We start from the raw sequence: 23,003 nt of genomic DNA, 5'->3' as shown, positions 1-23,003 counted from the left end.
GTTGGCTATTGATCGCGTTCAGAACAGCCGTTTGAACTTCCGAGCGCCGGTTATTGGCCCGCCTGCCGATTAACGATTACTCTCTCGAAGCACTCACTCGAACGACCCGAACATGACCAGCCCAGAGTTTTCGCAAGACATCAATGCCGTTCAAGCTATCGAAGCGGTGCCGGTCATCCTGAGCATGGTCAAGCACTACACCGGGATGCGCTTCGCCGCCGTGGCCCGGGTGACCGAAAAGAACTGGGTGACCTGCGCCGTCGATGATTCCATCGAGTTCGGCTTGAAGCCCGGTGACGAACTGGTCCTTGAATCAACCATCTGCCACGAAATCCGCCAGCACCGAAAGCCGGTGATCTTTGGCCATGCCAGCCAGCACCCGGTTTTTTCCCTGCACCACACCCCCAAAACCTACGGACTCGAGAGCTACATCTCGATTCCCATCGTCAAGGCCAATGGCGACTTCTTCGGCACCCTGTGCGCCATCGACTCGGTACCCGCCCACCTTGATGAACCGTCAATAGCTCAGACGCTGACCCTCTTCGCCCAATTGATCGCGATGAGCCTCGACACTCACGACACCCTTCACACCACTCAGGCCGCATTGGCGAGCGCCCATGAACAAGGCCGGCTGCGCGAGCAGTTCGTCGCGGTGCTCGGTCACGACTTGCGCACCCCGCTCAGTGCCGTCCGGATGAGCGCCGACCTGCTGGAAACCAAGACCACCGATAAACGATCACTCAAACTGGTGTCGGCGATCCGCAACAGCGCCCTCCGCATGGGCGTGCTGATCGAAAACGTGCTGGACCTGGCGCGCGGCCGGATGGGCGGCGGGATTCCGATCAAGCGGCAACTGGTCGATGACCTCGGCCACACGCTTGGCCTGACCCTGGCTGAGCATCAAAGCTCACACCCGAACGTCACCTTCCTGCCTGCGCTGGACCTGCCGAGCGGCGTCTATTGCGACCCGGTGCGGATCAGCCAGGTGCTCTCGAACCTGTTGGGCAATGCCGTGACTCACGGCTCGACCACCACGCCGGTCACCGTCCAGGCCCACGCGCTGAACGATGAAATCGTCATCTCCGTGACCAACCAGGGCCCACCCATCCCCGCGCAACTGATGCCGTTGCTGTTTGAACCCTTTACCCGCTCGGAGGCAGGGCAACACGGTGAAGGCCTGGGTTTGGGGCTGTATATCGCCTCGCAGATTGTGACGGCCCACAACGGCACCCTGAACGTTGTCTCCACGCCCGAAGCGGGCACCTGTTTCATCGCGAGATTCCCCGCGAAGCTGCAATGGACCTGACCTGAAACAGGGCGGTCAACCACGACCGCCGCCTGTTTGGCGCCGAGCGTTACCCCACTAATGAATCATCTTCATAAGTGCTTGCCGATTTATCCATCTAGTCCCCATCCCCCTCCTCGCTTAGTGTTTTCCCAACGAATGTGCGTCAGGCCAAAAGCTCGCGCGCACGCCTGCCAACGGTTTGAACAGGGAAACGGGACATGCAAAAGCGCCAACTCGGCAACAGCGCTCTGGAAGTATCGGCCCTGGGACTGGGCTGCATGGGCCTCAGCCACGGCTACGGCCCGGCCACCGACACTCAACAGGCCATCGCGCTGATCCGGGCAGCGGTCGAGCGCGGCGTCACCTTCTTCGACACCGCGGAGGTCTACGGCCCTTACCTGAATGAGCAAGTGGTGGGTCAGGCGCTGGCGCCGGTGCGTGACAAGGTAGTGATCGCCACCAAGTTCGGCTTCACCTTCGGCTCGGACAACAAGCAGCAGACTCTCAACAGCCGCCCGGAGCACATCCGCATAGCGGTCGAGGGTTCCTTGCGCAGGTTGAAGACCGATGTCATCGACCTGCTCTACCAGCACCGGGTCGATCCTGACGTTCCCATAGAGGATGTCGCGGGCGCGGTGAAAGAGCTGATCTGGGAAGGCAAGGTCAAACACTTCGGCCTCTCGGAAGCGGGCGCGCAAACCATTCGCCGCGCCCACGCGGTCCAGCCCGTCACCGCCTTGCAGAGCGAGTATTCGCTGTGGTGGCGCGAGCCGGAGCAGGAGATCCTCCCGACCCTCGCCGAGCTGGGTATCGGTTTCGTACCATTCAGCCCGCTGGGCAAGGGCTTTCTCACTGGTGCGGTCGCAGCGGACGCCTCATTTGGCAGCGACGACTTCCGCAGCATCGTGCCGCGCTTCAGCCCGCAAGCCCTGCAGGCCAATCAGGCGCTGGTGGTCGTGGTCCGCGAACTGGCGGCGCAGAAAGCCGTGACTCCCGCACAGATCGCCCTCGCCTGGCTGCTCGCCCAAGCGCCCTGGATCGTGCCCATTCCAGGAACGACCAAGTTGCACCGCCTGGAAGAAAACCTCGGCGGCGCGGACATCACGCTCACTGAAAGTGACCTGCGGGCCATCGACTCGGCACTGTCGCAGGTACGCATCCTCGGCGACCGCTATCCGAGGCGCTCAAGGCCCGCGCCGAGCCCCAGTTGCGCTCGCACATGAGCGCGAGCCTTCGGGTCGGGCTGAGTGCGGAACAGTTGCATCACGTCTGCCAAGTGTTAGCCGAGCGGGGCGATGAACAGTCAGGCAGGCGAGCGAGTACCGCGTTGGCACAAGCACTTGCGTTATCAGGAGAAAAATCATGAGAAATACCTTTTTGAAAGCCTCGCTCATGGCCGCAATGGTCGGCGTCTCCATAGGCGAAGCCAGCGCCGCGGACTACAAGGCCAACCCGTTTACCCTGGCCTACGACGGCGCGCTTGCGAAAAATGAGCCAGGCAAGGTCAACCTCCATCCCGTTACCTACAAACTGAATGGCCTGGATATCGCCGCCAACGTCTACACCCCGGCCGACTACGACCCGAAGAAGGCGTACCCGACGGTCGTCGTCGCCCACCCGAATGGCGGGGTGAAAGAGCAAGTCGCCGGCCTCTACGCGCAGCGCCTGGCTGAGCAGGGCTACATCACCATCACCGCAGATGCCGCCTACCAGGGCGGCAGCGCAGGACAGCCGCGCAGTGTCGACAAGCCGGCAAACCGGATCGAGGATATCCACGGCATGGCGGACTTCATCACCCGTTATGCCGGGGTCGATGGTGAGCGCGTGGGGCTGCTGGGTATCTGTGGCGGCGGGGGCTATTCGTTGGCGGCTGCCGAGACCGACAAGCGCTTCAAGTCGGTGGCCACCGTCAGCATGTTCAATTCCGGGCGGGTTCGTCGCAATGGCTACAACGACTCGCAACTGGATACCGTCCAGCAACGCCTGCGCCAGGCTTCCGCGGCCCGCGCCCAGGAAGCGGCCGGCGGCGCGGTGCTCTACTCGGGCGATGCCAACCTGACGGATGAACAGATCGCCAAACTGCCCTTCGACCTGTACCGCGAGGGTTACGCGTACTACTGGAAGACCCACGCCCACCCCAACTCGACCTTTAAGTACACCACCAGCAGCCTGCTCGACCTGATGCGCTTCGATGCCACCGACCAGATCGAACTGATTGACCAGCCCTTGCTGATGATTGCCGGCAGCAAGGCGGACAGCCTGTACATGACCAGGGACGCATTCGCCAAAGCGACCGGCACCCAGGACAAGGAACTGTTCATGATCGACGGCGCGACCCATATCGACACCTACTGGGTGCCGCGCTATGTGGACGCGGCGATGGGCAAGTTGACGGCGTTCTACGCTAAAACCCTGTCTGATCCGCGTTGAGCGCACCTCAGCTTCGCCATGCCATGCGGGACCGGGCTGCATCGGATAATCTCGGGCGTCTCATGAGAGGTTTTCACCCATGTACCGTCCCAACCTCAACGACCTGCAAGCCTTCGTGGTGATTACCCGCGAGGGCAGCTTCACCCGCGCGGCGGCGCAGCTCGGGGTTTCGCAGTCGGCCCTGAGCCACACCCTTCGCGCCCTCGAAGCGCGGCTCGGGGTGCGGCTGCTGACCCGCACCACCCGCAGCGTCTCGACCACCGAAGCCGGCCAGCGCCTGTACCTGTCCATGGCGCCGTTGTTCGCGGAGATCGATCAGGAACTGGCGGTCGTCAGCGAGTACCGCGACACCCCGGCCGGCACCGTGCGCATTTCAGCGTCCGAACATGCGGCGAACAACATCCTCTGGCCCGCGCTGCTCAAGGTGCTTCCCGACTACCCGGACATCCATGTCGAAATCACCGTCGACTATGCCCTCACCGACATCGTCGCGCAGCGCTATGACGCCGGGGTCCGGCTGGGCGAACAGGTCGCCAGGGACATGATTGCCGTGCCGATCGGCCCGTCGCTGCGCATGGCGGTGGTGGGCTCGCCGAAGTACTTCGAAAACCGCCCGGTACCGTTGGTGCCGGGCGATCTTGCCGGCCACAACTGCATCAATCTGCGCCTGCCCACTCACGGCAGCCTGTTGCAATGGGACTTCGAGCAAGACGGCCGCGAGCTGAAAGTCCGCGTCGAAGGCCAATGGACGTTCAACAGCAGCCTGCCGATCCTGCGCGGCGCGATAGCCGGGTGCGGGCTGGGTTTCCTGCCGGAGGACATGGTGACGAAGGAAGTGGCCGATGGATCGCTGATACGGGTGCTCGAGGACTGGTGCCAGCCGTTCGCCGGCTACCACCTCTATTACCCGAACCGCCGCGAGCATTCCTCGGCGTTCCGGGTGGTGGTGGATGCACTGCGTTACAGCCGCTGAATCGCCAGGGCCTGCGGGTTCGCGACGTTCTTCGGCTGACCCTCGAAGAACGCCCGCACATTGTCGAAGGCGTCACCGAAGTACAGCGCGTAACCATTTTTCTCCACGTAACCCAGGTGCGGCGTGCACAGCGCACGCGGGTGGCGCAGCAGTGGATGGCTCGGGTCGAGCACCGGTTCTTCCTCATACACATCCACGGCGGCAAAGCCCGGCCGCCCGGCATCGAGCGCCTGCAGCAAGGCGCCGGGGGCGATCAGTTCGGCGCGGCTGATGTTCACCAGCAAGGCGTCGGCCTTCATCTTCGACAGGTCGTCGAGGGTCACAATATGGCGCGTACGCTCGGACAGGCGCAGGTTGAGGCTGATGATGTCCGACTCGGCGAAGAACGCCTCGCGCGACGCCGCAGCACGATGTCCATCGGCTTCGGCAGCGGCGCGGCTGCTCTCACTGCCCCACACCAGCACCGGCAGGTCGAACGCCTGGGCATAGCGCGCCAGCCGCTGGCCGATCTTGCCGTAACCCCAGATGCCGAGAACCTGCCCCGCCACCGCCTGGCCCAGATTGACCTGCCATTGGCCTTGCCTGAACGCGTCGATGGCCGGCACAAGCTGACGCCGCGCATTGAGGATCAGCGCCCACGCCAGCTCCGCCGGCGCCACCGGCGAGCCGCGCCCTTCGGTCACGACGATGCCACGCGCGGTGCAGGCGTCCAGGTCGAGATGACCGGCAACCTTGCCGGTCTGGCTAATCAAGCGCAGTTTCGGCAGCCGGTCCAGCAACGCGGCATCGATACGGGTGCGCTCGCGGGTGAGCACCAGCGCGTCCGCCTCGGCGAAGCGTGCGGCCAGTTCGTCCAGCGAGGCCGGTTGTCGCTCATGAAAGACCGTGACCTCATGCCCGGCCAGCAGGCTGTAGCAGTCGAGCGTGCGGATCACGTTCTGGTAGTCGTCGGGGATGACAATGCGCATGGTGATGGGAGCCTGCCGGTTGTGTGGGGTTAGACGATAGCTGAATGCAGGAAGTTAACGAGAGGTGATGGCTAGACTCAATGGCACAATCCTTGGTACTGATTTAGCCAACACCGTCGACGGTGAAGTAAAGGAGATCGCGACATGACCCAACGGCTGCTGAAACTGCGTCTGACGCCGGGGCCTGTGCTGGCGGAGAAACGCTCATGAGCTTCGCGGATGTGCTGTATCGCGGGCCGGTTGACCTCACGCTGACCTACGGCGAGCCCGGCGGCCTTGGCCGGGAAGCCCAGCGCCTGGGTGCCGATCTGGTGCTGAGCCGCCGCACCAAGGATCGCCCGCTCGCCGTGCTGTTGCCCAAAGCGCTGTACCTCGATGTGCTCAAGGGCCCCAGCCGCGCTCGCCTGACCCTGCCGGACGGACGAGTGTTCGCCGGGCGTGTGACCGAGCGCACCGGCAATGGCGAGTATTTCGAGCTGGTCGAGGACGGTGAGTGCGTGCAGAGCACCGATTGAGTCAAGCGCTGGCCTCGCACAGCGCGCGAATCTTGCGCCGCAGCCACTGGTGCGCGGGGTCGTTCTGAAAGCGCGGGTGCCACGCCTGGGTGAACAGCACGGTTTCCAGCGGCATCGGCAGGTCAAACAGGCGGATACGCAAGCCAGCCGCCAGCGCGCTGCGGGCCAGATGGTCGGACAATGGCAGCAGCAAGTCGGAATCCTGCAAGGCGAAAAAGGCGGTAAACGGCGTGGACACCACCAGCGCCACATGCCGCCGCAACCCTTGAGCCTCCAGCGCAGTATCGATCGGGCCAACCGTCTTGCCGCGCCGGGAGACGCCGATATGATCCCAGCGCGTGAGCCGTTCAGCCGTGATGTCGTCATCGAAAATCGGATGGTTCTCGCGGGCGATGCCGACGAAGGTCGTGGTGAACAACGACTGCACGCGGATTTCCGGGCCGAGCTTGCGCGACCCACTGATAAACAGATCGATGCGGCCACTGCGCAGTGCCTCGTCGTCCACGTCATCTTCCTCGGGTGAGAAGCGCAGCATGGCGCGCGGCATCTCGGCCGCTATCGCCTCCAGCAGCCGGCCCGAATGAAGGCCGACGAAGACATCATTGGCACGCACATTGAAACGCCGCTCCAGCGTTTTCAGGTCGACATCGGCGGTGGGCTTGAACACCTGCGTCGCCTGTTCGACCGCCGCGCGCACCTGCTCGCGCAACGCCAGCGCCCGCGGCGTCGGCACCAGCTTGCGCCCCGCCTGCACGAACACCGGATCGCCCAGGGTCTCGCGGATACGACCGAGGGTGCGGCTCATCGCCGGCGGGCTCAGGTTCATGCGCCGGGCCGCGCCGACCACGCTGCCTTCCTCCAGCAGGATGTCCAGCGCGAGCAGCAGGTTCAGGTCAGGGTGCTCCATCGCGGGCCTCATCTCAGTTGCGTTAAACGGAATGTCAGGCCAATACCAATGCACCAAACGGCATGCAAATACCAGTGCGGCGTGCGCACGGATGAAGTGCACGAGAAAGCATTTACGGCTCATTGGCGCAAGATGAGGATGACTCCTCACCCATGCCGCCCCCTTCCGTTCTGGAGTTGATCGTGTCCGACCTCACCTTGTCAGTGCATGCCACCGACACCTATCCCGTCATTCGCTTCCTTGCGCAAGCAGCCGTGCCCGGCTATGCAGCCCAATGGCTGGAGGACATGGGCAAACTGCTTGCCGCCGGCGCGCCATTCGCCGTGATCTACCCGGAAGGCTCACACCAGGAAAGCCATGAGGACCGCAAGGTCAGGGGGCTGTGGCTCAAGCAAAACCGCAATGAATTGGCGGCGCTGTGCAGGGTGCTGGTCAGCGTTGAGCCGGATGCGCAGAAGCGAGAAGACGCCCAGGCGCAATTGGCTGGGCTTAGCAAGGCTTTTGGTGTGCTGCAGGTGGTTGCTGCAACGGAGGTGGAGGCGTTGGAGTTGGCTCGGTCTTATGTGGCGGGTGAAAAGGATTGATACGACCTGGCTGTGCCTAGGCTCTGTATGAAAAACCTTGATACTCGGTGATGCTGCGTTGAAAACAGCTCACTCATACGCCAGGCACATCAGCGCTACCGCCGCCGTGATACGCGTCTCGTCGATATGAGCCGCGGTACCGGGGTCCACACTTCCCACCGCCAGTACCAGAAACTGTCTTGCCACTCTCACCGGGTCCTCACAGCGAGCGCATTGCCAGAGTGCTTTTTCGACGTACACCTGGTACTGGCGATAACGCTGCCGCCAGCGTTTCGGGGGTATCCAGTTCGACCGCATCATGATTTGCGTAAGTGCGATCGATGCTGGGTGCTCAACATGCTTCAGCAACGCACCCGCTACTTTCTCAAGGCTGCTGCGCAAGCCACCTTGCGCCAGGGCCGGTAACGCGGGCTCGGGAAGCGCCTCCATCCAATAGTCGACCACCGCCCGAAATAGCGCGCTCTTGCTGCCGAAATGCGCATAGAGCGTCGCTTTTGTAACACCGGCGGAATCGGCGATTAACTGCATGTTGGTGAGATCGTGGCCGAGCGCGACGAACAGATCGCTTGCGGCCCGCAGCATGTCGCTTTTTATCTCTTTTTCCCGGCTGTGACGCCGAGAGGCTTGGGGTGGCGGTGCGTCGCCCGAATTGCCCTTTACCATGCCTTTGCGAACTCCGGTTACTGCAATCACACTCAACATTGCGGTTTCTCTCGATGGGCTGGGCATTCAAGCGGGCTGTGCGCTCAAGGCTCGGGGGCTATCGGGTTTGATCCTGAACCAGATGGCGTACATGGCTGGCAGAAACACCAGCGTCAACACGGTGCCTGCGAGGGTGCCGCCAATCAGGGTGTACGCGAGCGTTCCCCAGAACACCGAATGAGTCAGCGGAATAAACGCCAGGACCGCCGCGAGCGCAGTCAGGATCACCGGGCGCGCTCGCTGAACAGTGGCTTCGACCACCGCCTGGAACGGCGCCAAACCTGCCTGCTGGTTATGGTGGATTTGTCCGATCAAGATCAGCGTGTTGCGCATCAAGATGCCCGACAACGCGATCAGCCCGACCAGTGCGTTAATGCCAAACGGCTGCTGGAACAACAGCAACGTGGGCACCACACCAATCAAGCCGAGTGGGCTGGTGAGAAAAACCATGACCATCGACGAGATTGAGCGCACCTGCAGAATCAGGATCACCAGGGTGAGCGCGAGCATGATCGGAAACAGCGGCAGCATCGCCACCATCGCTTTGCCGGACTCCTCAATGGCGCCCGCCTCCTGAATGCGATAGCCACTCGGTAGCTGTTTTACGAGGGGTTGCAGTTGCTGAGTGATGGCCCCGGATACATCCGGCGGCTGCAGACCTTCGGCGATGTCACCGCGAACGGTGATGGTTGGCACACGGTCGCGCCTGCGTAACACCGGCTCCTCCATGCGCACTTCTACCTCACCCACCTGCGACAGCGGAATACGCTCGCCGTTGGCGCCCGCCAGGGTGAAATCCATAATCCTGGCAGGATCAAAGCGGATAGCTCCGGCGGCGCGGGCCATGACCTGCACCGTACGAATGTCCTCGCGCACGGCCGTGATGGGGACGCCACTCAAGAGGAACTGCAGTTGTTGTGCGACGGCACTGGAGCTCAAGCCCACAGCCTGCAACCGATCCTGCTGCAAGGTGAAATGCAGTGTTGGCGTACGCGAGCCCCAGTCGGTGTTGACCGTGCGCATCAGTGGGCTGGTATCCAGCACTTGCTGCACCTGGCCAGCAATGCGGCGCAGGGTGTCCGGGTCTGGGCCGCTCACGCGATAGGCCACCGGAAAGGGCGAGTATGGGCCGAACACCAATTGGGTCACCCGCACACGCGCCTCACCCGCCAACCCCTCGGATATGGCCTGACGGAGCCGGTGCTTGAGTGTCTCTCTCTCAGTCTCGTTGCGGGTGCGAACCACTATCTTGGCGAACGAGGGGTCCGGCAACTCCGGGCTCATTGCCATGTAAAAACGCGGGGCCCCTTGGCCAATGTAAGTGGTAACAATCCTGGCCTCGTCCTGTTTTGCCAGCCACGCTTCCACCTGTTCTGCCGCGGCACTGGTTTGTGCAATCGAGGTTCCATACGGCATCTGCACTTCCACCAATACCTCAGGGCGATCCGAGATGGGGAAGAACTGTTTCTTCACCACCCCCATCCCCACGATGGCCGCTACAAACAGGCCAATCACGGCGCCGGCCACCAGCCATTTGTGCGCAATGACACGCGTCAGTAACTGGCGGAAACGGTTGTAGCGCGGGGTGTCGTAAAGCGTGTCGTGGCCACCTTGCACTTGCTTGATGTCGGGCAGCAACTTGACGCCGAAATACGGCGTAAACACTACGGCAACCAACCAGGAAGCGATCAGGGCAATGCCAACAATCCAGAACATATTGCTGGTGTATTCGCCGGCCGTGGAGCGGGCAAAACCATTGGGCATAAAACCGACCGCCGTGACCAGCGTACCCGACAGCATCGGCGCGGCCGTATGGCTCCAGGCGTAGGCCGACGCGGCGATACGGCTGTAGCCCTCTTCCATTTTCACCACCATCATCTCGATGGCGATAATCGCGTCATCCACCAACAGGCCCAGTGCCAGGATCAGCGAACCCAAGGTGATACGGTCGAAGTTTTTCCCGCTCGCGGCCATCACCACAAACACAATCGCCAAGGTCAGCGGCACCGCGGCTGCAACCACCACGCCGACTCGCCAACCCATGCTGAGAAAACTCACCAGCATGACCACCAGCAGCGCGACGAAGAACTTGACCATGAACTCGTCTACCGCCGAACTGATGTTGACCGCCTGATCGGTCACTTTGGTCAGGCTCATGCCCAGGGGCAATTCGGCATTGATTGCACCGACCTCGCCGTCCAAGGCCCTCCCCAGGTCCAGCCCGTTCCAGCCATCGCGCATAACGATGCCCAGCAACAGCGCCGGTTCGCCACCGTTGCGGATCAAGAAAGTCGCCGGGTCTTCATAGCCACGGCTGACCGTGGCGACATCCGACAGTTTTAGCGTGCGCCCCTGCGCCACGATGGGGGTTTCTCGGATCTTTTCTAACTGGTCGAACGCGCCATCCAGGCGAAGAAACACCTGTGAGCCTCTGGTCTCCACCGAGCCTGCCGGCGTCAGCGCGTTTTGCCCGTTGAGCGCAGCGAACACCTCTTGCGGGCCGATGCCCAGGGTAGCCAGGCGTTCATGGGAAAACTCCACATAAATGCGCTCGGGTTGTTCGCCTACGATGTTGACCTTTTTTACCCCGGGCACATGCAGCAGGCGTTGTCGTAAGGTCTCTGCATCGCGCACCAGTGCGCGCTGCGGCTCACCTTTGGCTTTGAGCGCGAACAAGGCAAAGGTGACATCCGAATACTCGTCGTTGACCATCGGCCCGATCACACCGGCCGGCAGTTCCTTCGCTTCATCGGCCACTTTTTTGCGCGCCTGGTAAAACTCCTCCAGCACTTGCGAAGGCGGCGTGGTGTCGAGCAGCGATAACGTCGTGAAGGCCAGACCAGGCCGCGTGTAGGTTTCGCTGCGGTCGTACCAGCGCAACTCTTGTAGGCGCTTCTCGATTTTCTCCGCGACCTGGTCCTGCATTTCTTGAGGGGTTGCACCAGGCCAGGCGGTGACAATGGTCATCACCTTGACGGTGAACGCCGGGTCTTCGGCACGCCCCAATTTGAAGAAGGCAATTAGCCCGGCCAGCGAAATCAGCAAGACCATAAACAGCGTGACCGAATGTTCGCGAACCGCCAGCGCCGACAGGTTGAAACGGCCGTCGCTCATGGGCGAGCTCCCGCAACGGCTGCAACATCACGTTGAGCGGGGACACGAACCTCCTGGCCCTCACGCAGCAGGTGCGCACCCAGCGCGACGACAACCTCGCCCGCTTTCAGCGGGCCACTCACGCGCGCACCGCTTTCATCCAGGTGCTGCACCACCACCGCTTGCCACCGCACACGGGCGGGTTCGCCGCTTACCACCCAGACCCCCGGCCCGTTGCCCGCGTCGTACAGGGCACCTATGGGGACGTACTGACTGCCCTCTGGCACCCGCGAAAGCGGATCCGCGATCCGCAAGGTGATGGTGCTGCCCAGAGGCGCCTTCGCCAGCTCCCCTTCCAGCACATAGCGCGCTTCGAACGTGCGGGTTTGCCGGTCGGCCACATCCGAGAGCTGCCGCAACTGAGTGGCCGCGCCAGCGCCCTGTGTACCAAACAGCGTGGCCTGGGCCGCAGACCCGAGTGCCGGCCGCAGGGTTTCTGGCAGTTGGATAACCGCTTCACGCGGCCCGGCATGCGCCACTCGCACCACGACTTGCCCGGCGTTAACCACCTGACCCGGCTCCACTAGCGTGTCCATCACCACGCCATCGGCATCCGCCAGCAACTCGGCATAAGTGGTGGCATTTATCGCGACTTCCGCTTGCGCCTGAGCGGCGCTGAGCTGGGCCTTGGCTGAGTCGGCGTCGGCCTTGTACTGGTCGTAGGTCGATGCAGATACCGCCCCGGTTCCCCGCAGCCGGCGATAGCGCGCTTCATCGTCTGCCGTTTGCAGCGCCCGCGCTCGCACCGCCGCCACCGCTTGGCGTTGTGCATTGGCGGCCAGTTTTAGATCGACAGGATCGAGGCGCATCAGGGGTTGCCCGCGCTTGACGGTTTGACCGGTGTCCACCAAGCGCTCAAGCACCTTGCCCGCTACGCGAAACCCCAAGTCACTTTCGACGCGCGCCGCCACCGTTCCTGTAAACGCACGCCCCACCACCAGCCCCGGCTGAACGGTGACAACCCGTACCAGCGGCGCAGCGGTGCGGGGATCGGCTGGCGTGGGTTCGCCGCAGGCAACCAGCGCAAAGGGAGTTACGCAGATAACGGCAGGTAAAACGAAGCGGCGCAGGAGCATAAGAAGCCCATCACAAAAGGATCAGGGCTCACACTTTGAGTCTAGTGACCAATTTAGTCAATGGTCACAAAAGTGATTTTGTTAAGGCGAAAGGCTGCGCAACACCAACCCGCTGAGGTGCGTCGGCGCGTCATCGATATAGTCGAAGCCGTGCTGCAAGAGCAGCGGATTGAGGAACGGGCGCATAACCAGGTAGATCGCCATCACGGTTTCATCCAGCGGCGTTTTGCGCTCGAAGTCACCGTTTTGTCGCCCGGCTTGCAGGATGGTTTTGATCAACTCACGGATACGCTCTTCATACGCCAGCGTCGCCTGCCAGCGCTCGGTGGCTGCTGAAGAGGCAATTTCGTAAAGCTTGCGATCATCGGAGAACAAGCGAAGGCTGGCGATAACAATGGCCTTGAACAGACGACGCAGCTGCTCTGGCGGTTGATCGACCGCAGCAACAGCCGCCCTGACCTCAGCCTCGATTTGGCTCAGGCAGTTGGCGCAGATCATTTCGCCGATAGCCTGCTTGGACTCAAAGAATTTATAGATATAGGCCTTGGAAAAACCAATGGCCTTGGCCAAGTCCGAGACGGTGGTTTTCTCGTAGCCGTACAGGCTGAAATGCTCGGTAGCGGCGGCCACGATCTGGTCACGCACTTCATGATCGGCAGGGCCGCGAGCGGGAGTAGCGGGGGTCGGTGATTTATTCATGTTGGCAGCTTACTGCCAGTCGGCATTAGGGACAACGTGTGACCAAAATCATTTCAAGTCACGACAATGCTCGCGAATGGCTGCTAGCTGCCCTTCGCCAGGGGCAGCTTCTGGCCGATAGCGGTCAACCGCGAACGACCGCTCTCGACCCAAGAATAGAAATCCGAGCACTGTTTTAACACCCCAAGCCGAACAATCAGCCCACCAACAAAATCAATCCCAAATACCCCCGCCGCCTCCACGCTCTCCGATACCATCCCCAACCCACCTGCCCCACAGACAACCCCATGCCAAAACGCTCCCTCGCCATCAGATCACTGTTCGCCCTCTGCCTTCTCGTAGCAACAGCCAACCACCTGCATGCCGTCATCGAACACGGCTGGCTCTGGGACTACGGCTACGGAGCAACCACCGGTTTGCCAAGCCGCCTGTTCTGGGGCGGGCTCACACTTCTCGATCCGATAGCAGTGGCGCTGCTGTTCATCAGACCAAACACTGGCATTGCACTAACCGCAGCGATCATCGTGGTCGATGTCATTCACAACTCGTTCTACGTAGCCTCGCATCACCAGTGGCTGGAGCCTTTCTATATGTCCCAGGTCGGCTTCCTTGTCGCGGTGTTGTTGCTGGCACCTTTGGCCTGGAATCGGACGGCCGCAAACAGAGTTATTCGTTCAACGGGTACATGAACCACACACCGTCCTTGACCGCCTCAATCCCGCCACTTTTCCCTGGCGGACATTGCCATCGGACTCTCGGTCAATCGCTGGCTTGAAACGCCCTTCGATCATCCGCACTTGCCGGCGGTGAGCGACTATTACGAGCGGCTGAGCGAACGCGCCGGGTTCCGCCTGTATGGACGAAACGGAACGCCTTAGGTAATGCCAGTCAGTTCCCTTCGCGAGCGAGCTCGCTCCTACAAAAGCGGCGCGCCTGTAGGAGCGAGCTTGCTCGCGAAGAGCCGCAAAGCGGCCCCAATTGATTTAACTGAGTGATCCTTGGACTCAGCGCCCACCACAGAGTGAGCGCCCATTGCTCTCTCGCCCTCCCCTTACCAGTCGTGACTCAACGTCGCGATAACGTTACGGCGATTTCCGTACAGCACCGAATCCTCATAGAAACCAGGCTCGAAATAACGCTTGTCGAACAGGTTGGTGCCGGTGATCGAAATCTTGCTGCCGGTGAGTCCGACCTTGCCCAGGTCGTAGCGCAGCGTGATGTCTGTCAGGGTGTAATGCGAGACTTTCAGGGTGTTCTGGATATTCTGCGAAGAGCCCATGTACCGCTGGCCAATCCCCGCACCAACACCGTCGAACATCCCCGCATCAATCGTGTAATCAAGCCAGACGCCAGCCGCGTGGCGAGGAATGGCCCGCGGGGTGTTGCCTTTGTAGCTGGTGTCTTCAGTGATCCGGGCATCGGTGTAAGCGTATGACGCGAGCACATTCAGGTTGTTTGTCAGGCTGGCCTTGCCTTCGACTTCAATGCCGCGAGAACGCACTTCCCCACTCTGCACCGAATAGCCCGAATTGAGCGGATCTGCGGTGGTGACGTTTTTCTGGGTCAGGTCGAACGCCGATACCGTGACCGAGCTGTTGTAGCCGGGCGGCTGGTATTTGATCCCGACTTCGTATTGCTTGCCTTCGGTGGGTTTGAACAGCGTGCCGAAAATATCGGTATTCGGGTTGGGCTGGAACGAAGTGCTGTAACTGGCGTAAGGCGTGATGCCGTTGTCGAACAGGTAGGCCAGCCCGACACGCCCGGTGAATTTATGGTCGCGCTGCCGGACGTCGGTCTTTTCGGTGCCGAAGTACAGGCCCTGTTCATGGCCCTCGGCCCAGTCTTCGCGACCGCCAATGGTCAATGCCCATTGGTCCAGCTTGATCTGGTCCTGCAGGTACAGGCCGATCTGCTGCATCTTGCTGCGCTCATCCCGCTGCAACGGGTCGTACCAGATCGCCCCGCCGCCATATACGGGACGGTACAGATCGAGCATTTCGAAGTCGGGATCCGGGTCACCGTTGCGGCGGGTTTCTGCGGCTTTGTAATGGGAATAGTCGAGACCGGCGATCAGCGTGTGTTGTAGCGGTCCGGTGTTGAAGGTGCCCTGGATGTTGTTGTCGACCATGAACGTGTCGCTGTTTTTCGGCCGGTGCTGCAGCCCCACATCCTGAGTGCGACCGTCGTCGTTGAGCACCACATCCGGCCCGCTGGAAAGGTACCCAACCCGGGAATGCATGTAGCGCAGGTTTTGCTGGAACTTCCAGTCATTGTCGAACAGGTGCTCGTAGATCGAGCCGATCGAGGTGGTCTCGACGTGGTAATAGCTGCCCTTCCAGCCCAGATTGGTATCTGGATCGATGTGCCCGTAGGGGCTCTTGAGCACCGTACCGATTGCCGGAAAACTCTGTTCCGAACCGCCAGTTTTGGTCTTGTTGTAACTGGTGAGCAGGGTCAGGGTGTTGGCGTCGTCGGGTTTCCAGGTCAGCGACGGAGCAATGTAGGTGCGATCGTCAGGTGAATGATCGACCTGGGTGCCACTGTCGCGCTGTAGCATCACGACACGCCCGAACAGTGTGCCGGCGCTGTCCAGTTGGTCGCCGATATCCAGCCCGAACTGGCGACGCTCGAAGCTGCCCCCTTGCACTTCCACATGGCGGATCGGCGTTTCCTGCGGCCGCTTGCTGGTCATGTTGACCACCCCGCCTGGCGCCATTTGCCCGAACAGCACCGAGGCCGGGCCTTTGATCACGTCGAGGCGCTCAAGGCCGAAGGTCTCGAAATTGGTGTCGTACTGGTTGAAACCTGAACGCAGCCCGTCCTGATAAATACCGAACAGGTTGAACGCGCGAAAGCCGCGCATGAAGATGTCCGGCGCGCCCTGCCCGCCCGCGTAGTCAAGCACCCGGATGCCCGGCGTGTAAGCCACAGCGGAGTTGAAATCCTGCACGCCGCGCTGGTCCATTTCGTCGCGGGTGATCACCGAAATGCTCTGCGGAATTTCATTGATCGGGGTATCGGTCTTGGTGCCGACCGTCGTGCGCCGGGCCACGTAGCCGGCCACCGGGCCTGTACCGTTTTCCTGGGCCTGGCGGCTTGCGTCGATCTCGACCGGCTCGATCTCGATCGAGGCGTCGCTGCGCGGCAAGGGCTCCAGCACATACACGCCATCGCCCTGGGACACCGCGCGCAGCCCGCTGCCCGACAACAACCGGGCGAAGCCGGTGGCAAGCGCAACGTCGCCTTCCAGCCCCTGACTCTGCCGCCCCTGCACCAGTGCAGGATCAATGGCGAGGTTGATGCCCGCCGTCGCCGCGAAGCTCGAAAGTGCTTGCCCAAGCGGGCCCGCCGGGATGGAGAAATGCTGAGAAGACGCCGCCATCAACGCCGGGCTCGCGAGCACGCTCAGCGCCAGCGTGGCACCGCGCACCGCGCAGGCAAGGGAAGAATAACCAGATGAAAAACCCATGAACGCTCCGTATCGATAAGACCTGTTTGCTGAAAGGACACGCCAGCGTTGAAAAACAGGACAGGCGATACGAAACTTTTTTCAGACCGACCGGGGCTGCAGCGTGACCCAATAGCGCGTCCGGTACACCACACTGACCGGCAAGGCCCGGGCCACGGCGCTCAGCACCAGATCCGTATCACTCAATTGAAAGGCGCCGCTGATAAGCAGGTCGGCAATCTGCGGATCACAGCGCACCCAACCGGGCCGGTAACGGTTCAGTTCCCGGGTGAACGTCGCAAGCGGCATGCGCTCTACCCGCAGCACGCCCATGCTCCAGCCATCACTGCCGGGCACGAGCGGCTGCGCAGCCATCACCTCCTGGCTGTCGAAACGGGCCTGGTTGCCGGCGCTCACGCGGGTGGCCTCGGCGCGGCTGTTCGGGCAGATGTCGACCGCGCCGCCAAACACACAGACCAGACTGTCGTCCTCTTCAAGGCGCACGCTGAAACGCGTCCCGACGGGATACACGCCGCCCTGCCCGGTCTGTACCCGCAGCGGCCGGTTGAGCGGATCCCGCCCCGTGGAAACCAGCACTTCTCCCGAGCGCAGGCGGATCAGCCGCTGCTGGGCATCGAAGACGATATCGACGGCGCTGCCGGTGTTCAGGTTCAGACGGGTGCCATCGGGAAGGTCGATCTGTCGCTGCTCGCCGACCACGGTGCGCTCGTCCGCCGACCAGTCGGCATGACGCCAGACCATCAGCGCGGCAGGCCCCGCAGTCATCAGCAGTATCAGGGCCTTGAGTCCGGCGCGGCGACTCAGTCGGTCGGCGCGATCAAGCGTGCGCACTCCGACACCTTCCGGAATCCCCTTCCACTGCTGGCTGACACGCTGGGCAAGCTGCCAGGCACGTTCATGATCGGGGTGCTGGCTGCGCCACTGCTCGAAGCGCTTTCGTTGCGCGGCATCAGGCCCGGCCTCGTGCAGGCGGATGAACCAGCGCGCCGCCTCGCGAACCACGCTTTGCTCCAGCGGTGCCTCGCTCATAACGCCTCGGTCATCGCCAGCACCATGCACTGCTCCATCGCCTGGGTCAGATACCGCTGCACGGTCCGCACCGTGACATTCAGCATCTGGGCGATTTCGGCATAGGTATGGCCGTCGAGTTGCGACAACAGGAACGCCCGGCGCACCGCTGGCGGCAGGCCGTGCAGCAGTGTGTCAACCGCCTGCAGCGCTTCCCGGATCAGCCATTGCTCCTCGACCGACAGCCCGGTTTGCTCGGTGTATTCAGCCAGCGTCTGCAACCAGGCCTCTTCGACAGAACGCCGCCGGTGCAAATTGAGCATGAGCCGCCTGGCCACCGTCGCCAGATAGGCTCGCGGCTGCCGCAGGTCCGGCGCCAGCGGCGTGGCTGACGTGCGAAACAGACGCAGAAAGGTGTCCTGCGCCAGATCGGCGGCATCGCTGCGGCAGCGGATACGCCGATACAACCAGTTCTGCAGCCAGGAATGGTGATCGACATAGAGAACCGTGAAATCGCGATGCAATACCGACTCGCGCGACGATGCGCCATCCATTGGAAGACTTCCTGATATTTAGATGCAAATGCAGACGGTAATGAGTCGCAAATGTTAGCAACGTGCCGGTGCACTGACAACGGCCGGTGAGCAGGTCGGGCTGACCTCCGCAAACGCTGGGCACCGCGCATTTGCGTGACGCCCATTGGCGTGAGTAGAATGCGACTAATTATCAATCATGTACTTTCCGGGATGCCGATGCGCAGCGACGACACAGTAGGTACTGCAGAGCTGGGGCTGCTGTATCGCACCCACCACTCGTGGTTACACGGCTGGCTAAGCCGACGCACTGGCTGTCGCGAAAACGCGGCGGATCTGGCGCAAGACACCTTCGTGCGTCTGCTCAAATCCCGTCAATCAAGCCCCTTGCGCGAACCCCGTGCCTATTTGAGCAGCATCGCCCGCGGGCTGATGATCGATCAGTATCGTCGTCGCGAACTCGAGCGCGCCTACCTGGAAAGCATCGCGTTGCTGCCTCAACAAGAGGTGCCCTCGGCAGAAAGCCGGCTGCTGATTCTTGATGCGCTCGAGCGGGTCGACCGCATGCTCGATCAGCTCAAGCCGAGAGTTCGCCAGGCATTTCTGTTGGCCCAGCTCGACGGTTTGAGCTGTACGCAAATAGCCGAAAAGCTCGGTGTTTCCCGCGCGACGGTGGAACGCGACCTGGCCAAGGCCCTGCAACACTGCTATCGCTTGCGCTATGTCGAAGAGTGACCCGCAGGCGCTGGATCCGGCGATTGTCGACCAGGCCATCCACTGGCTGGTGTGCCTTCGCTTCAATCAGGCAGATGAGCACGCCCGGCGCACGTTCGAGCAGTGGCTGCTCGAGCGCCCGGAGCATCTGCTGGCGTGGCAGCGGGTGGAAACCCTTGGCGATGAATTCGCCGGCATTCCAGCCCAACTGGCCCGACAAACCCTCAATGGCACCCACCGTGGAATGCGTCGACGGCAAAGCCTGAAGCTGCTGGGCCTGCTAGCCACTGTCAGCGGCGCGGCCTGGCTCGGCCGGGATTACACGCCACTGCCGGCCATGCTTGCGCAACAGCACAGCAGCACCGGCGAACAACGGCATGTCCATCTCGATGATGGCAGCCTTATCCAGCTCAATAGCGACAGCGCTGTCGACAGCGATTACGACGCCCAGCGCCGCCTGGTCATTCTGCGACGGGGTGAAATCATCGTGAATGTCGGCGCCGATGAACACTCGGCGCAAACGCGACCGTTCTGGGTACAAACACGCGACGGAATCATGCGCGCCCAGAGCACCCGCTTCCTCGCCCGCGAGCGTGACGACGGCACCCTGCTCGCTGTTCAGGGCGGAGCGGTCACGGTGTTTCCTGGCTCCAGCCACACCCTTGCCGGCAGCGGCAGCAGCAGCGTCCAGGCCGGACATCAACTGCTGTTCACCGCCAATGGCGCCCGTGAGTTCAGGGATAACGGCCTCGATGTATGGAGCTGGAGCGACGGGGTGATCAGCGCGCGCGATATGCGCCTCGGTGATTTTATCGGGGAGTTGTCGCGCTATCGCCCAGGCGTTTTGCGCTGCGCCGACGCGGTGGCTGATCGTCGGGTCTCCGGCACCTTTCAGCTCGCCGACAACGATCAGGTCCTGGCATTGGTCGCACAGTCACTGCGTCTGCGCGTTGATTATCGGACCCGTTATTGGGTGACATTGAGCGCTGCCGGCTGAGTCCAACTGCTCCTTTCTCTTGGCTGAAAAAATAAATGAGGGAATTTCTCATTCTCGCTCGACCTGTAAGGAAGGCCGAAACACAGGCCAGTCTGCCAATACCCTTCCATGGAGCGAGAAAATGAGTTCGTCCCCGGTTCCACAGCGCCATCCGTTAAATATTGCCTTACGCAGTGCGATACTGGGTTTGGTCGTCAGCAGCTACGCCCTGCCGTCGCTGGCGCAGTCTTCAACCGCTGAGCCACGCAATCAGGTCCAGCACTGGAACATCGCGGCCGGCCCATTGGCGCCGGCGCTTGACCGCTTTGCCCGCGAGGCTGGCATCAGCCTTTCCTTCGATGCGGCGAGCGTAGCCAACCGCACCACTGCGGGCGTGAACGGCACTCTCGACACCGCGGCAGCCCTGTCGTCGCTGTTGCAAGGGAGCGAGTTGCAGATCGAGCAGCAAGGCCCGAATGCCTACCTGCTGACCCCTCAACCAAAGGCCGCCGGCCCGCTCGAACTCGGCGCCACCGACGTCGAGGACTTCCGCCTCGCGCCCCTGATCGTCAATGCCAAGGTCAAGGTCAATGCCGACGACGACACCAACTCGGTGGTCGCCAAGGAACTCTGGGTCGGTGGCAAAGTGGCGACCAGCATTCTCAACACGCCCGCATCCGTGTCGGTGGTGACCCGCAAGGAAATGGAGCAACGCAGCGTCAGCACCACGGAAGAAGCGTTGCTCTACACGCCCGGCGTGGTCAGCGACTTTTATGGCTCGGACGACCGCAACGACTACTTCCAGATCCGCGGCTTCCAGGCCACCACCTACCGCGACGGCTTGACCCTGAGTTCGATGCGCGGTGTACGCGAAGACCCTTTCGCCTATGAGCGCATCGAAATTCTGCGTGGTGCCAACTCCACGCTGTTCGGCCCGGCGGACCCGGGTGGCTCGGTGAACTTCGTGAGCAAACAGCCGCGCTTCGAGCAGTTTGGCCAGGGCTATGTGACCTACGGCTCCTTTGACCATATCGAGACAGGCGTCGATGTGGGCGATGCCCTGAATGACGATAAAACCGTGGCCGGCCGCTTCACCGCCAAAGTGCAAAACAGCGACCGCGAGTACGACCACTCGCAGGACGACAACAGGCTGGTGATGGGTGGCCTGACCTGGGCGCCCACCGATTACACCTCGGCCACCCTGGTCCTGGACTACCTGAAAACCGAAAGCTCGCCCAACAGCGGCGGCTATCCGCTGGACAAGGAATACGACCGCAGCGACTTCTATGGCGAGCCCAGCTACAACTTTCACGATGTCGAGCGCACCAGCCTCAGTGGCAACGTCACCCATGACTTCGACAACGGCTTCGTGCTGCGCAGCAACCTGCGTTACAGCGAGCTGACCGACGACTATGGCTACGTTTACCTGAGCGATAACGCCTCGCGTGTCGGCACGACGATTCCCCGCTACCTGCTGGGAACGGACAGCGACGCCAACCAGTTCAACGGCAACCTGATGCTGCAATACGATGCCCGCTTCGAGCACATCGACAGCAGCACCCTGGTGGGCGTGGAATATCTCGACTCGTCGACCAAGGAGCGCTCCGTCTACGACCTGGCGTCCTCAATCGACATCGCCAACCCGGTGTTCACTGGCGTTTCAAGCGCACTCACGCCGTATACCGCGAAAAAGAGCGAGGCGACCACCAAGGCGGTATTCCTCCAGCAGAACCTGTCGTTCTACGAGCGTTTCATCGTCACCGCCGGTGTGCGCAACGACTCGATGAAACTGTCCAGCAAGGGCTACAACCAGTTCTCCAGCCCTGTGCAATTTGATGATAAGGACAACTTCTCCGAGACCTCCTACCGCGGCGCGTTGACCTATATCGTCAACGATGAGGTTTCCACCTACGTGAGCATGGTGGAATCCGTCTCGCCGCCTCAGGTTGGCGTGACACCGCAAACGGGCAGGCAGTACGAAGTGGGCGTGAAGTATTCGCCCATGGGGATGGACGCGCTGTTCTCCGCAGCCATTTACGACCTGACCCAGGAAAACGTCACCATCGCCGTGGTGCTGCCAAGCGGCATCATCGAGCAACAAACAGTGGGCGAGTCGCGGGTCCGCGGCCTCGACCTGGAAGCCAAGGCGCAAGTGACGCAGAACGTCAGCCTGATCGGCGGCTACTCCTACATGGAGTCCGAAGTCCTGCGCGGCTCGTTGTACGACGGCAGTTCCCTCAAGGGCAATGAGTTCACCACCGCGCCGAAGCATTCCGCCTCGCTGTGGAGCTACTACAGCGTGCCCGGCACTGACGTCAGCGTTGGCCTCGGCGCGCGCTACGTCGGCGCCTATTACCTGAATGCGGCCAACACCAACAAAAGCGATGGCACCACGTTGTTCGACGCCGCCCTCAACTACCGGATTGCCAAAGGCACCGACCTGGCCGTGAATGTCAGCAACCTGCTGAATGAGCAACACGTGGTGGGTTCCGGCACGGCGAACTTCTACAACCCGGGTCGGGAGGTTACGGCCAAGGTGAGTTACAACTGGTAGGGTGTTTTCCCGGAAGGAAGTGGTGCCCGCTGGGTAGCGGGCACTGTCGGGTTGGCCGTCAATCGGCGGAATAAATGTGTTTTTTTCCAGCGGGTTGTTGCGCGCCGGTAGCGCGAAAAAGCATGAGTTTGGTTTCGAGCGCTCGCTTCCGCAAGGTAGGTAGTGAAGTTAAGCCCACCACTGGGTCGCTGCGACCGCAGCCCCTCTCCCAAGACCGCAGAAGTCTGCAACGTGCAGGACTAACGGCACCTCACGCCCAGATACTAGCGCCTGACAGATAGCGGAGATAACGTCGAATATGACCGTCCGCCATCAGCCAAAAGCGGACAGTCTCACTGGGACTGGGCTGGTATCCCTGAGGCTCGAAAGCATCTATGAAACTCGGGGCGATTCACTTTTCGTACAGAGCCTAGCTCTGAAACCTACTCTTGGGCCGACGATTCTGGTTTCCGAA

19 protein-coding genes and 2 pseudogenes are annotated in these 23,003 nt (G+C 61.7%); 12 read left to right on the top strand and 9 right to left on the bottom strand.

Features of this window, described 5'->3' with window-relative positions; genetic code table 11:
- The first annotated feature begins 112 nt into the window (after positions 1-112).
- The 5 genes and pseudogenes from NTD82_RS27945 (at position 113) to NTD82_RS27925 (ending at position 4,691) form a co-directional block, all read left to right on the top strand.
- A complete protein-coding gene (locus tag NTD82_RS27945) occupies positions 113-1,306 on the top strand; it encodes a GAF domain-containing sensor histidine kinase (protein WP_262131060.1) in 1,194 nt (397 codons plus the stop codon).
- Positions 1,307-1,506: 200 nt separating this feature from the next.
- The gene (locus NTD82_RS27940; protein WP_262131059.1) at positions 1,507-2,511 is read left to right on the top strand and encodes an aldo/keto reductase; all 1,005 of its coding nucleotides are present in this window, start codon (positions 1,507-1,509) and stop codon (positions 2,509-2,511) included.
- A pseudogene (locus NTD82_RS27935) lies at positions 2,487-2,654 on the top strand (carboxymuconolactone decarboxylase); the annotation flags it as partial. The gene NTD82_RS27940 and the pseudogene NTD82_RS27935, both read left to right, overlap by 25 nt.
- Positions 2,651-3,718 carry an alpha/beta hydrolase gene (locus NTD82_RS27930; RefSeq protein WP_262131058.1) on the top strand — a complete coding sequence of 356 codons (1,068 nt, stop codon included), beginning with the start codon at positions 2,651-2,653 and terminating at the stop codon, positions 3,716-3,718. The pseudogene NTD82_RS27935 and the gene NTD82_RS27930, both read left to right, overlap by 4 nt.
- A gap of 79 nt (positions 3,719-3,797) precedes the next feature.
- Positions 3,798-4,691, top strand: a complete 894-nt coding sequence (locus tag NTD82_RS27925; protein ID WP_262131057.1) for a LysR family transcriptional regulator — start codon at positions 3,798-3,800, stop codon at positions 4,689-4,691.
- On the opposite strand, the gene NTD82_RS27920 is transcribed toward NTD82_RS27925, so the two are convergent.
- Positions 4,679-5,659, bottom strand: a complete 981-nt coding sequence (locus tag NTD82_RS27920; protein WP_262131056.1) for a D-2-hydroxyacid dehydrogenase family protein — start codon at positions 5,657-5,659, stop codon at positions 4,679-4,681. The two genes, NTD82_RS27925 and NTD82_RS27920, sit on opposite strands and share 13 nt — an antisense overlap.
- Positions 5,660-5,865: 206 nt before the next feature.
- On the opposite strand from NTD82_RS27920, the gene NTD82_RS27915 reads away from it, so the two are divergent.
- The gene (locus NTD82_RS27915; protein ID WP_095155291.1) at positions 5,866-6,174 is read left to right on the top strand and encodes a hypothetical protein; all 309 of its coding nucleotides are present in this window, start codon (positions 5,866-5,868) and stop codon (positions 6,172-6,174) included.
- A gap of 1 nt (position 6,175) precedes the next feature.
- On the opposite strand, the gene NTD82_RS27910 is transcribed toward NTD82_RS27915, so the two are convergent.
- Complete coding sequence (locus NTD82_RS27910) at positions 6,176-7,081, bottom strand: LysR family transcriptional regulator (protein WP_095155292.1); 906 nt, start codon at positions 7,079-7,081, stop codon at positions 6,176-6,178.
- A gap of 182 nt (positions 7,082-7,263) precedes the next feature.
- Between NTD82_RS27910 and NTD82_RS27905 the strand changes: the two genes are divergently transcribed.
- Positions 7,264-7,665, top strand: a complete 402-nt coding sequence (locus NTD82_RS27905) for a hypothetical protein (protein WP_143501946.1) — start codon at positions 7,264-7,266, stop codon at positions 7,663-7,665.
- Positions 7,666-7,734: 69 nt separating this feature from the next.
- Here the strand turns inward: NTD82_RS27905 and NTD82_RS27900 are convergent, their stop codons facing one another.
- The 4 genes from NTD82_RS27900 to NTD82_RS27885 all read right to left on the bottom strand — a co-directional run bounded on the left by NTD82_RS27900 (position 7,735) and on the right by NTD82_RS27885 (position 13,295).
- Complete coding sequence (locus NTD82_RS27900) at positions 7,735-8,367, bottom strand: TetR/AcrR family transcriptional regulator (RefSeq protein ID WP_262131055.1); 633 nt, start codon at positions 8,365-8,367, stop codon at positions 7,735-7,737.
- Positions 8,368-8,394: 27 nt separating this feature from the next.
- Positions 8,395-11,481, bottom strand: a complete 3,087-nt coding sequence (locus NTD82_RS27895) for an efflux RND transporter permease subunit (RefSeq protein WP_262131054.1) — start codon at positions 11,479-11,481, stop codon at positions 8,395-8,397.
- Entirely contained in the window at positions 11,478-12,596 is a 1,119-nt protein-coding gene (locus NTD82_RS27890; RefSeq protein WP_262131052.1) for an efflux RND transporter periplasmic adaptor subunit, read from the bottom strand. Before NTD82_RS27890 ends, NTD82_RS27895 begins: the two co-directional genes overlap by 4 nt.
- Positions 12,597-12,677: 81 nt before the next feature.
- Complete coding sequence (locus NTD82_RS27885; RefSeq protein ID WP_262131050.1) at positions 12,678-13,295, bottom strand: TetR/AcrR family transcriptional regulator; 618 nt, start codon at positions 13,293-13,295, stop codon at positions 12,678-12,680.
- A 287-nt stretch (positions 13,296-13,582) separates the two neighbouring features.
- On the opposite strand from NTD82_RS27885, the gene NTD82_RS27880 reads away from it, so the two are divergent.
- Together NTD82_RS27880 and NTD82_RS27875 are read left to right on the top strand one after the other, a co-directional pair.
- Positions 13,583-13,984: a hypothetical protein gene (locus tag NTD82_RS27880; RefSeq protein WP_262131048.1), complete on the top strand. Its 402-nt coding sequence runs from the start codon at positions 13,583-13,585 to the stop codon at positions 13,982-13,984.
- A gap of 36 nt (positions 13,985-14,020) precedes the next feature.
- A pseudogene (locus NTD82_RS27875) lies at positions 14,021-14,173 on the top strand (glutathione S-transferase); the annotation flags it as partial.
- A 173-nt stretch (positions 14,174-14,346) separates the two neighbouring features.
- On the opposite strand, the gene NTD82_RS27870 reads toward NTD82_RS27875, so the two are convergent.
- From NTD82_RS27870 to NTD82_RS27860, 3 genes are all read right to left on the bottom strand, one after another.
- Positions 14,347-16,764 carry a TonB-dependent siderophore receptor gene (locus NTD82_RS27870; RefSeq protein WP_262131046.1) on the bottom strand — a complete coding sequence of 806 codons (2,418 nt, stop codon included), beginning with the start codon at positions 16,762-16,764 and terminating at the stop codon, positions 14,347-14,349.
- An 81-nt stretch (positions 16,765-16,845) separates the two neighbouring features.
- On the bottom strand, positions 16,846-17,793 hold the full coding sequence (locus NTD82_RS27865; RefSeq protein WP_262131044.1) for a FecR domain-containing protein: 948 nt from the start codon (positions 17,791-17,793) through the stop codon (positions 16,846-16,848).
- Entirely contained in the window at positions 17,790-18,326 is a 537-nt protein-coding gene (locus NTD82_RS27860; protein ID WP_110968817.1) for a sigma-70 family RNA polymerase sigma factor, read from the bottom strand. The genes NTD82_RS27865 and NTD82_RS27860 overlap by 4 nt, the downstream gene beginning before the upstream one ends.
- 198 nt (positions 18,327-18,524) lie before the next feature.
- Between NTD82_RS27860 and NTD82_RS27855 the strand changes: the two genes are divergently transcribed.
- The 3 genes from NTD82_RS27855 to NTD82_RS27845 all read left to right on the top strand — a co-directional run bounded on the left by NTD82_RS27855 (position 18,525) and on the right by NTD82_RS27845 (position 22,549).
- The gene (locus NTD82_RS27855; protein ID WP_262131042.1) at positions 18,525-19,040 is read left to right on the top strand and encodes a sigma-70 family RNA polymerase sigma factor; all 516 of its coding nucleotides are present in this window, start codon (positions 18,525-18,527) and stop codon (positions 19,038-19,040) included.
- Positions 19,027-20,016, top strand: coding sequence for a FecR domain-containing protein (locus NTD82_RS27850; protein WP_262131041.1), 990 nt, complete (start codon positions 19,027-19,029; stop codon positions 20,014-20,016). The genes NTD82_RS27855 and NTD82_RS27850 overlap by 14 nt, the downstream gene beginning before the upstream one ends.
- Before the next feature lie 121 nt (positions 20,017-20,137).
- The gene (locus tag NTD82_RS27845; RefSeq protein WP_262131040.1) at positions 20,138-22,549 is read left to right on the top strand and encodes a TonB-dependent siderophore receptor; all 2,412 of its coding nucleotides are present in this window, start codon (positions 20,138-20,140) and stop codon (positions 22,547-22,549) included.
- The last annotated feature ends 454 nt before the right edge of the window (positions 22,550-23,003 follow it).

Source organism: Pseudomonas sp. 5P_5.1_Bac1, from assembly GCF_025466015.1.
In the GTDB taxonomy this organism is placed as follows: Bacteria; Pseudomonadota; Gammaproteobacteria; order Pseudomonadales; family Pseudomonadaceae; genus Aquipseudomonas.
The sequence above is the reverse complement of the archived record's forward strand: the minus strand, read 5'-3'. Positions and strand labels throughout refer to the sequence as shown.

What these genes read in the sequence shown, in the direction of transcription:
- NTD82_RS27945 (WP_262131060.1), top strand. Translation starts at nt 113, where the DNA reads ATGACCAGCCCAGAGTTTTCGCAAGACATCAATGCCGTTCAAGCTATC.
- NTD82_RS27940 (WP_262131059.1), top strand. Translation starts at nt 1,507, where the DNA reads ATGCAAAAGCGCCAACTCGGCAACAGCGCTCTGGAAGTATCGGCCCTG.
- NTD82_RS27930 (WP_262131058.1), top strand. Translation starts at nt 2,651, where the DNA reads ATGAGAAATACCTTTTTGAAAGCCTCGCTCATGGCCGCAATGGTCGGC.
- NTD82_RS27925 (WP_262131057.1), top strand. Translation starts at nt 3,798, where the DNA reads ATGTACCGTCCCAACCTCAACGACCTGCAAGCCTTCGTGGTGATTACC.
- NTD82_RS27920 (WP_262131056.1), bottom strand. Translation starts at nt 5,659, where the DNA reads ATGCGCATTGTCATCCCCGACGACTACCAGAACGTGATCCGCACGCTC.
- NTD82_RS27915 (WP_095155291.1), top strand. Translation starts at nt 5,866, where the DNA reads ATGAGCTTCGCGGATGTGCTGTATCGCGGGCCGGTTGACCTCACGCTG.
- NTD82_RS27910 (WP_095155292.1), bottom strand. Translation starts at nt 7,081, where the DNA reads ATGGAGCACCCTGACCTGAACCTGCTGCTCGCGCTGGACATCCTGCTG.
- NTD82_RS27900 (WP_262131055.1), bottom strand. Translation starts at nt 8,367, where the DNA reads ATGTTGAGTGTGATTGCAGTAACCGGAGTTCGCAAAGGCATGGTAAAG.
- NTD82_RS27895 (WP_262131054.1), bottom strand. Translation starts at nt 11,481, where the DNA reads ATGAGCGACGGCCGTTTCAACCTGTCGGCGCTGGCGGTTCGCGAACAT.
- NTD82_RS27890 (WP_262131052.1), bottom strand. Translation starts at nt 12,596, where the DNA reads ATGCTCCTGCGCCGCTTCGTTTTACCTGCCGTTATCTGCGTAACTCCC.
- NTD82_RS27885 (WP_262131050.1), bottom strand. Translation starts at nt 13,295, where the DNA reads ATGAATAAATCACCGACCCCCGCTACTCCCGCTCGCGGCCCTGCCGAT.
- NTD82_RS27880 (WP_262131048.1), top strand. Translation starts at nt 13,583, where the DNA reads ATGCCAAAACGCTCCCTCGCCATCAGATCACTGTTCGCCCTCTGCCTT.
- NTD82_RS27870 (WP_262131046.1), bottom strand. Translation starts at nt 16,764, where the DNA reads ATGGGTTTTTCATCTGGTTATTCTTCCCTTGCCTGCGCGGTGCGCGGT.
- NTD82_RS27865 (WP_262131044.1), bottom strand. Translation starts at nt 17,793, where the DNA reads ATGAGCGAGGCACCGCTGGAGCAAAGCGTGGTTCGCGAGGCGGCGCGC.
- NTD82_RS27860 (WP_110968817.1), bottom strand. Translation starts at nt 18,326, where the DNA reads ATGGATGGCGCATCGTCGCGCGAGTCGGTATTGCATCGCGATTTCACG.
- NTD82_RS27855 (WP_262131042.1), top strand. Translation starts at nt 18,525, where the DNA reads ATGCGCAGCGACGACACAGTAGGTACTGCAGAGCTGGGGCTGCTGTAT.
- NTD82_RS27850 (WP_262131041.1), top strand. Translation starts at nt 19,027, where the DNA reads ATGTCGAAGAGTGACCCGCAGGCGCTGGATCCGGCGATTGTCGACCAG.
- NTD82_RS27845 (WP_262131040.1), top strand. Translation starts at nt 20,138, where the DNA reads ATGAGTTCGTCCCCGGTTCCACAGCGCCATCCGTTAAATATTGCCTTA.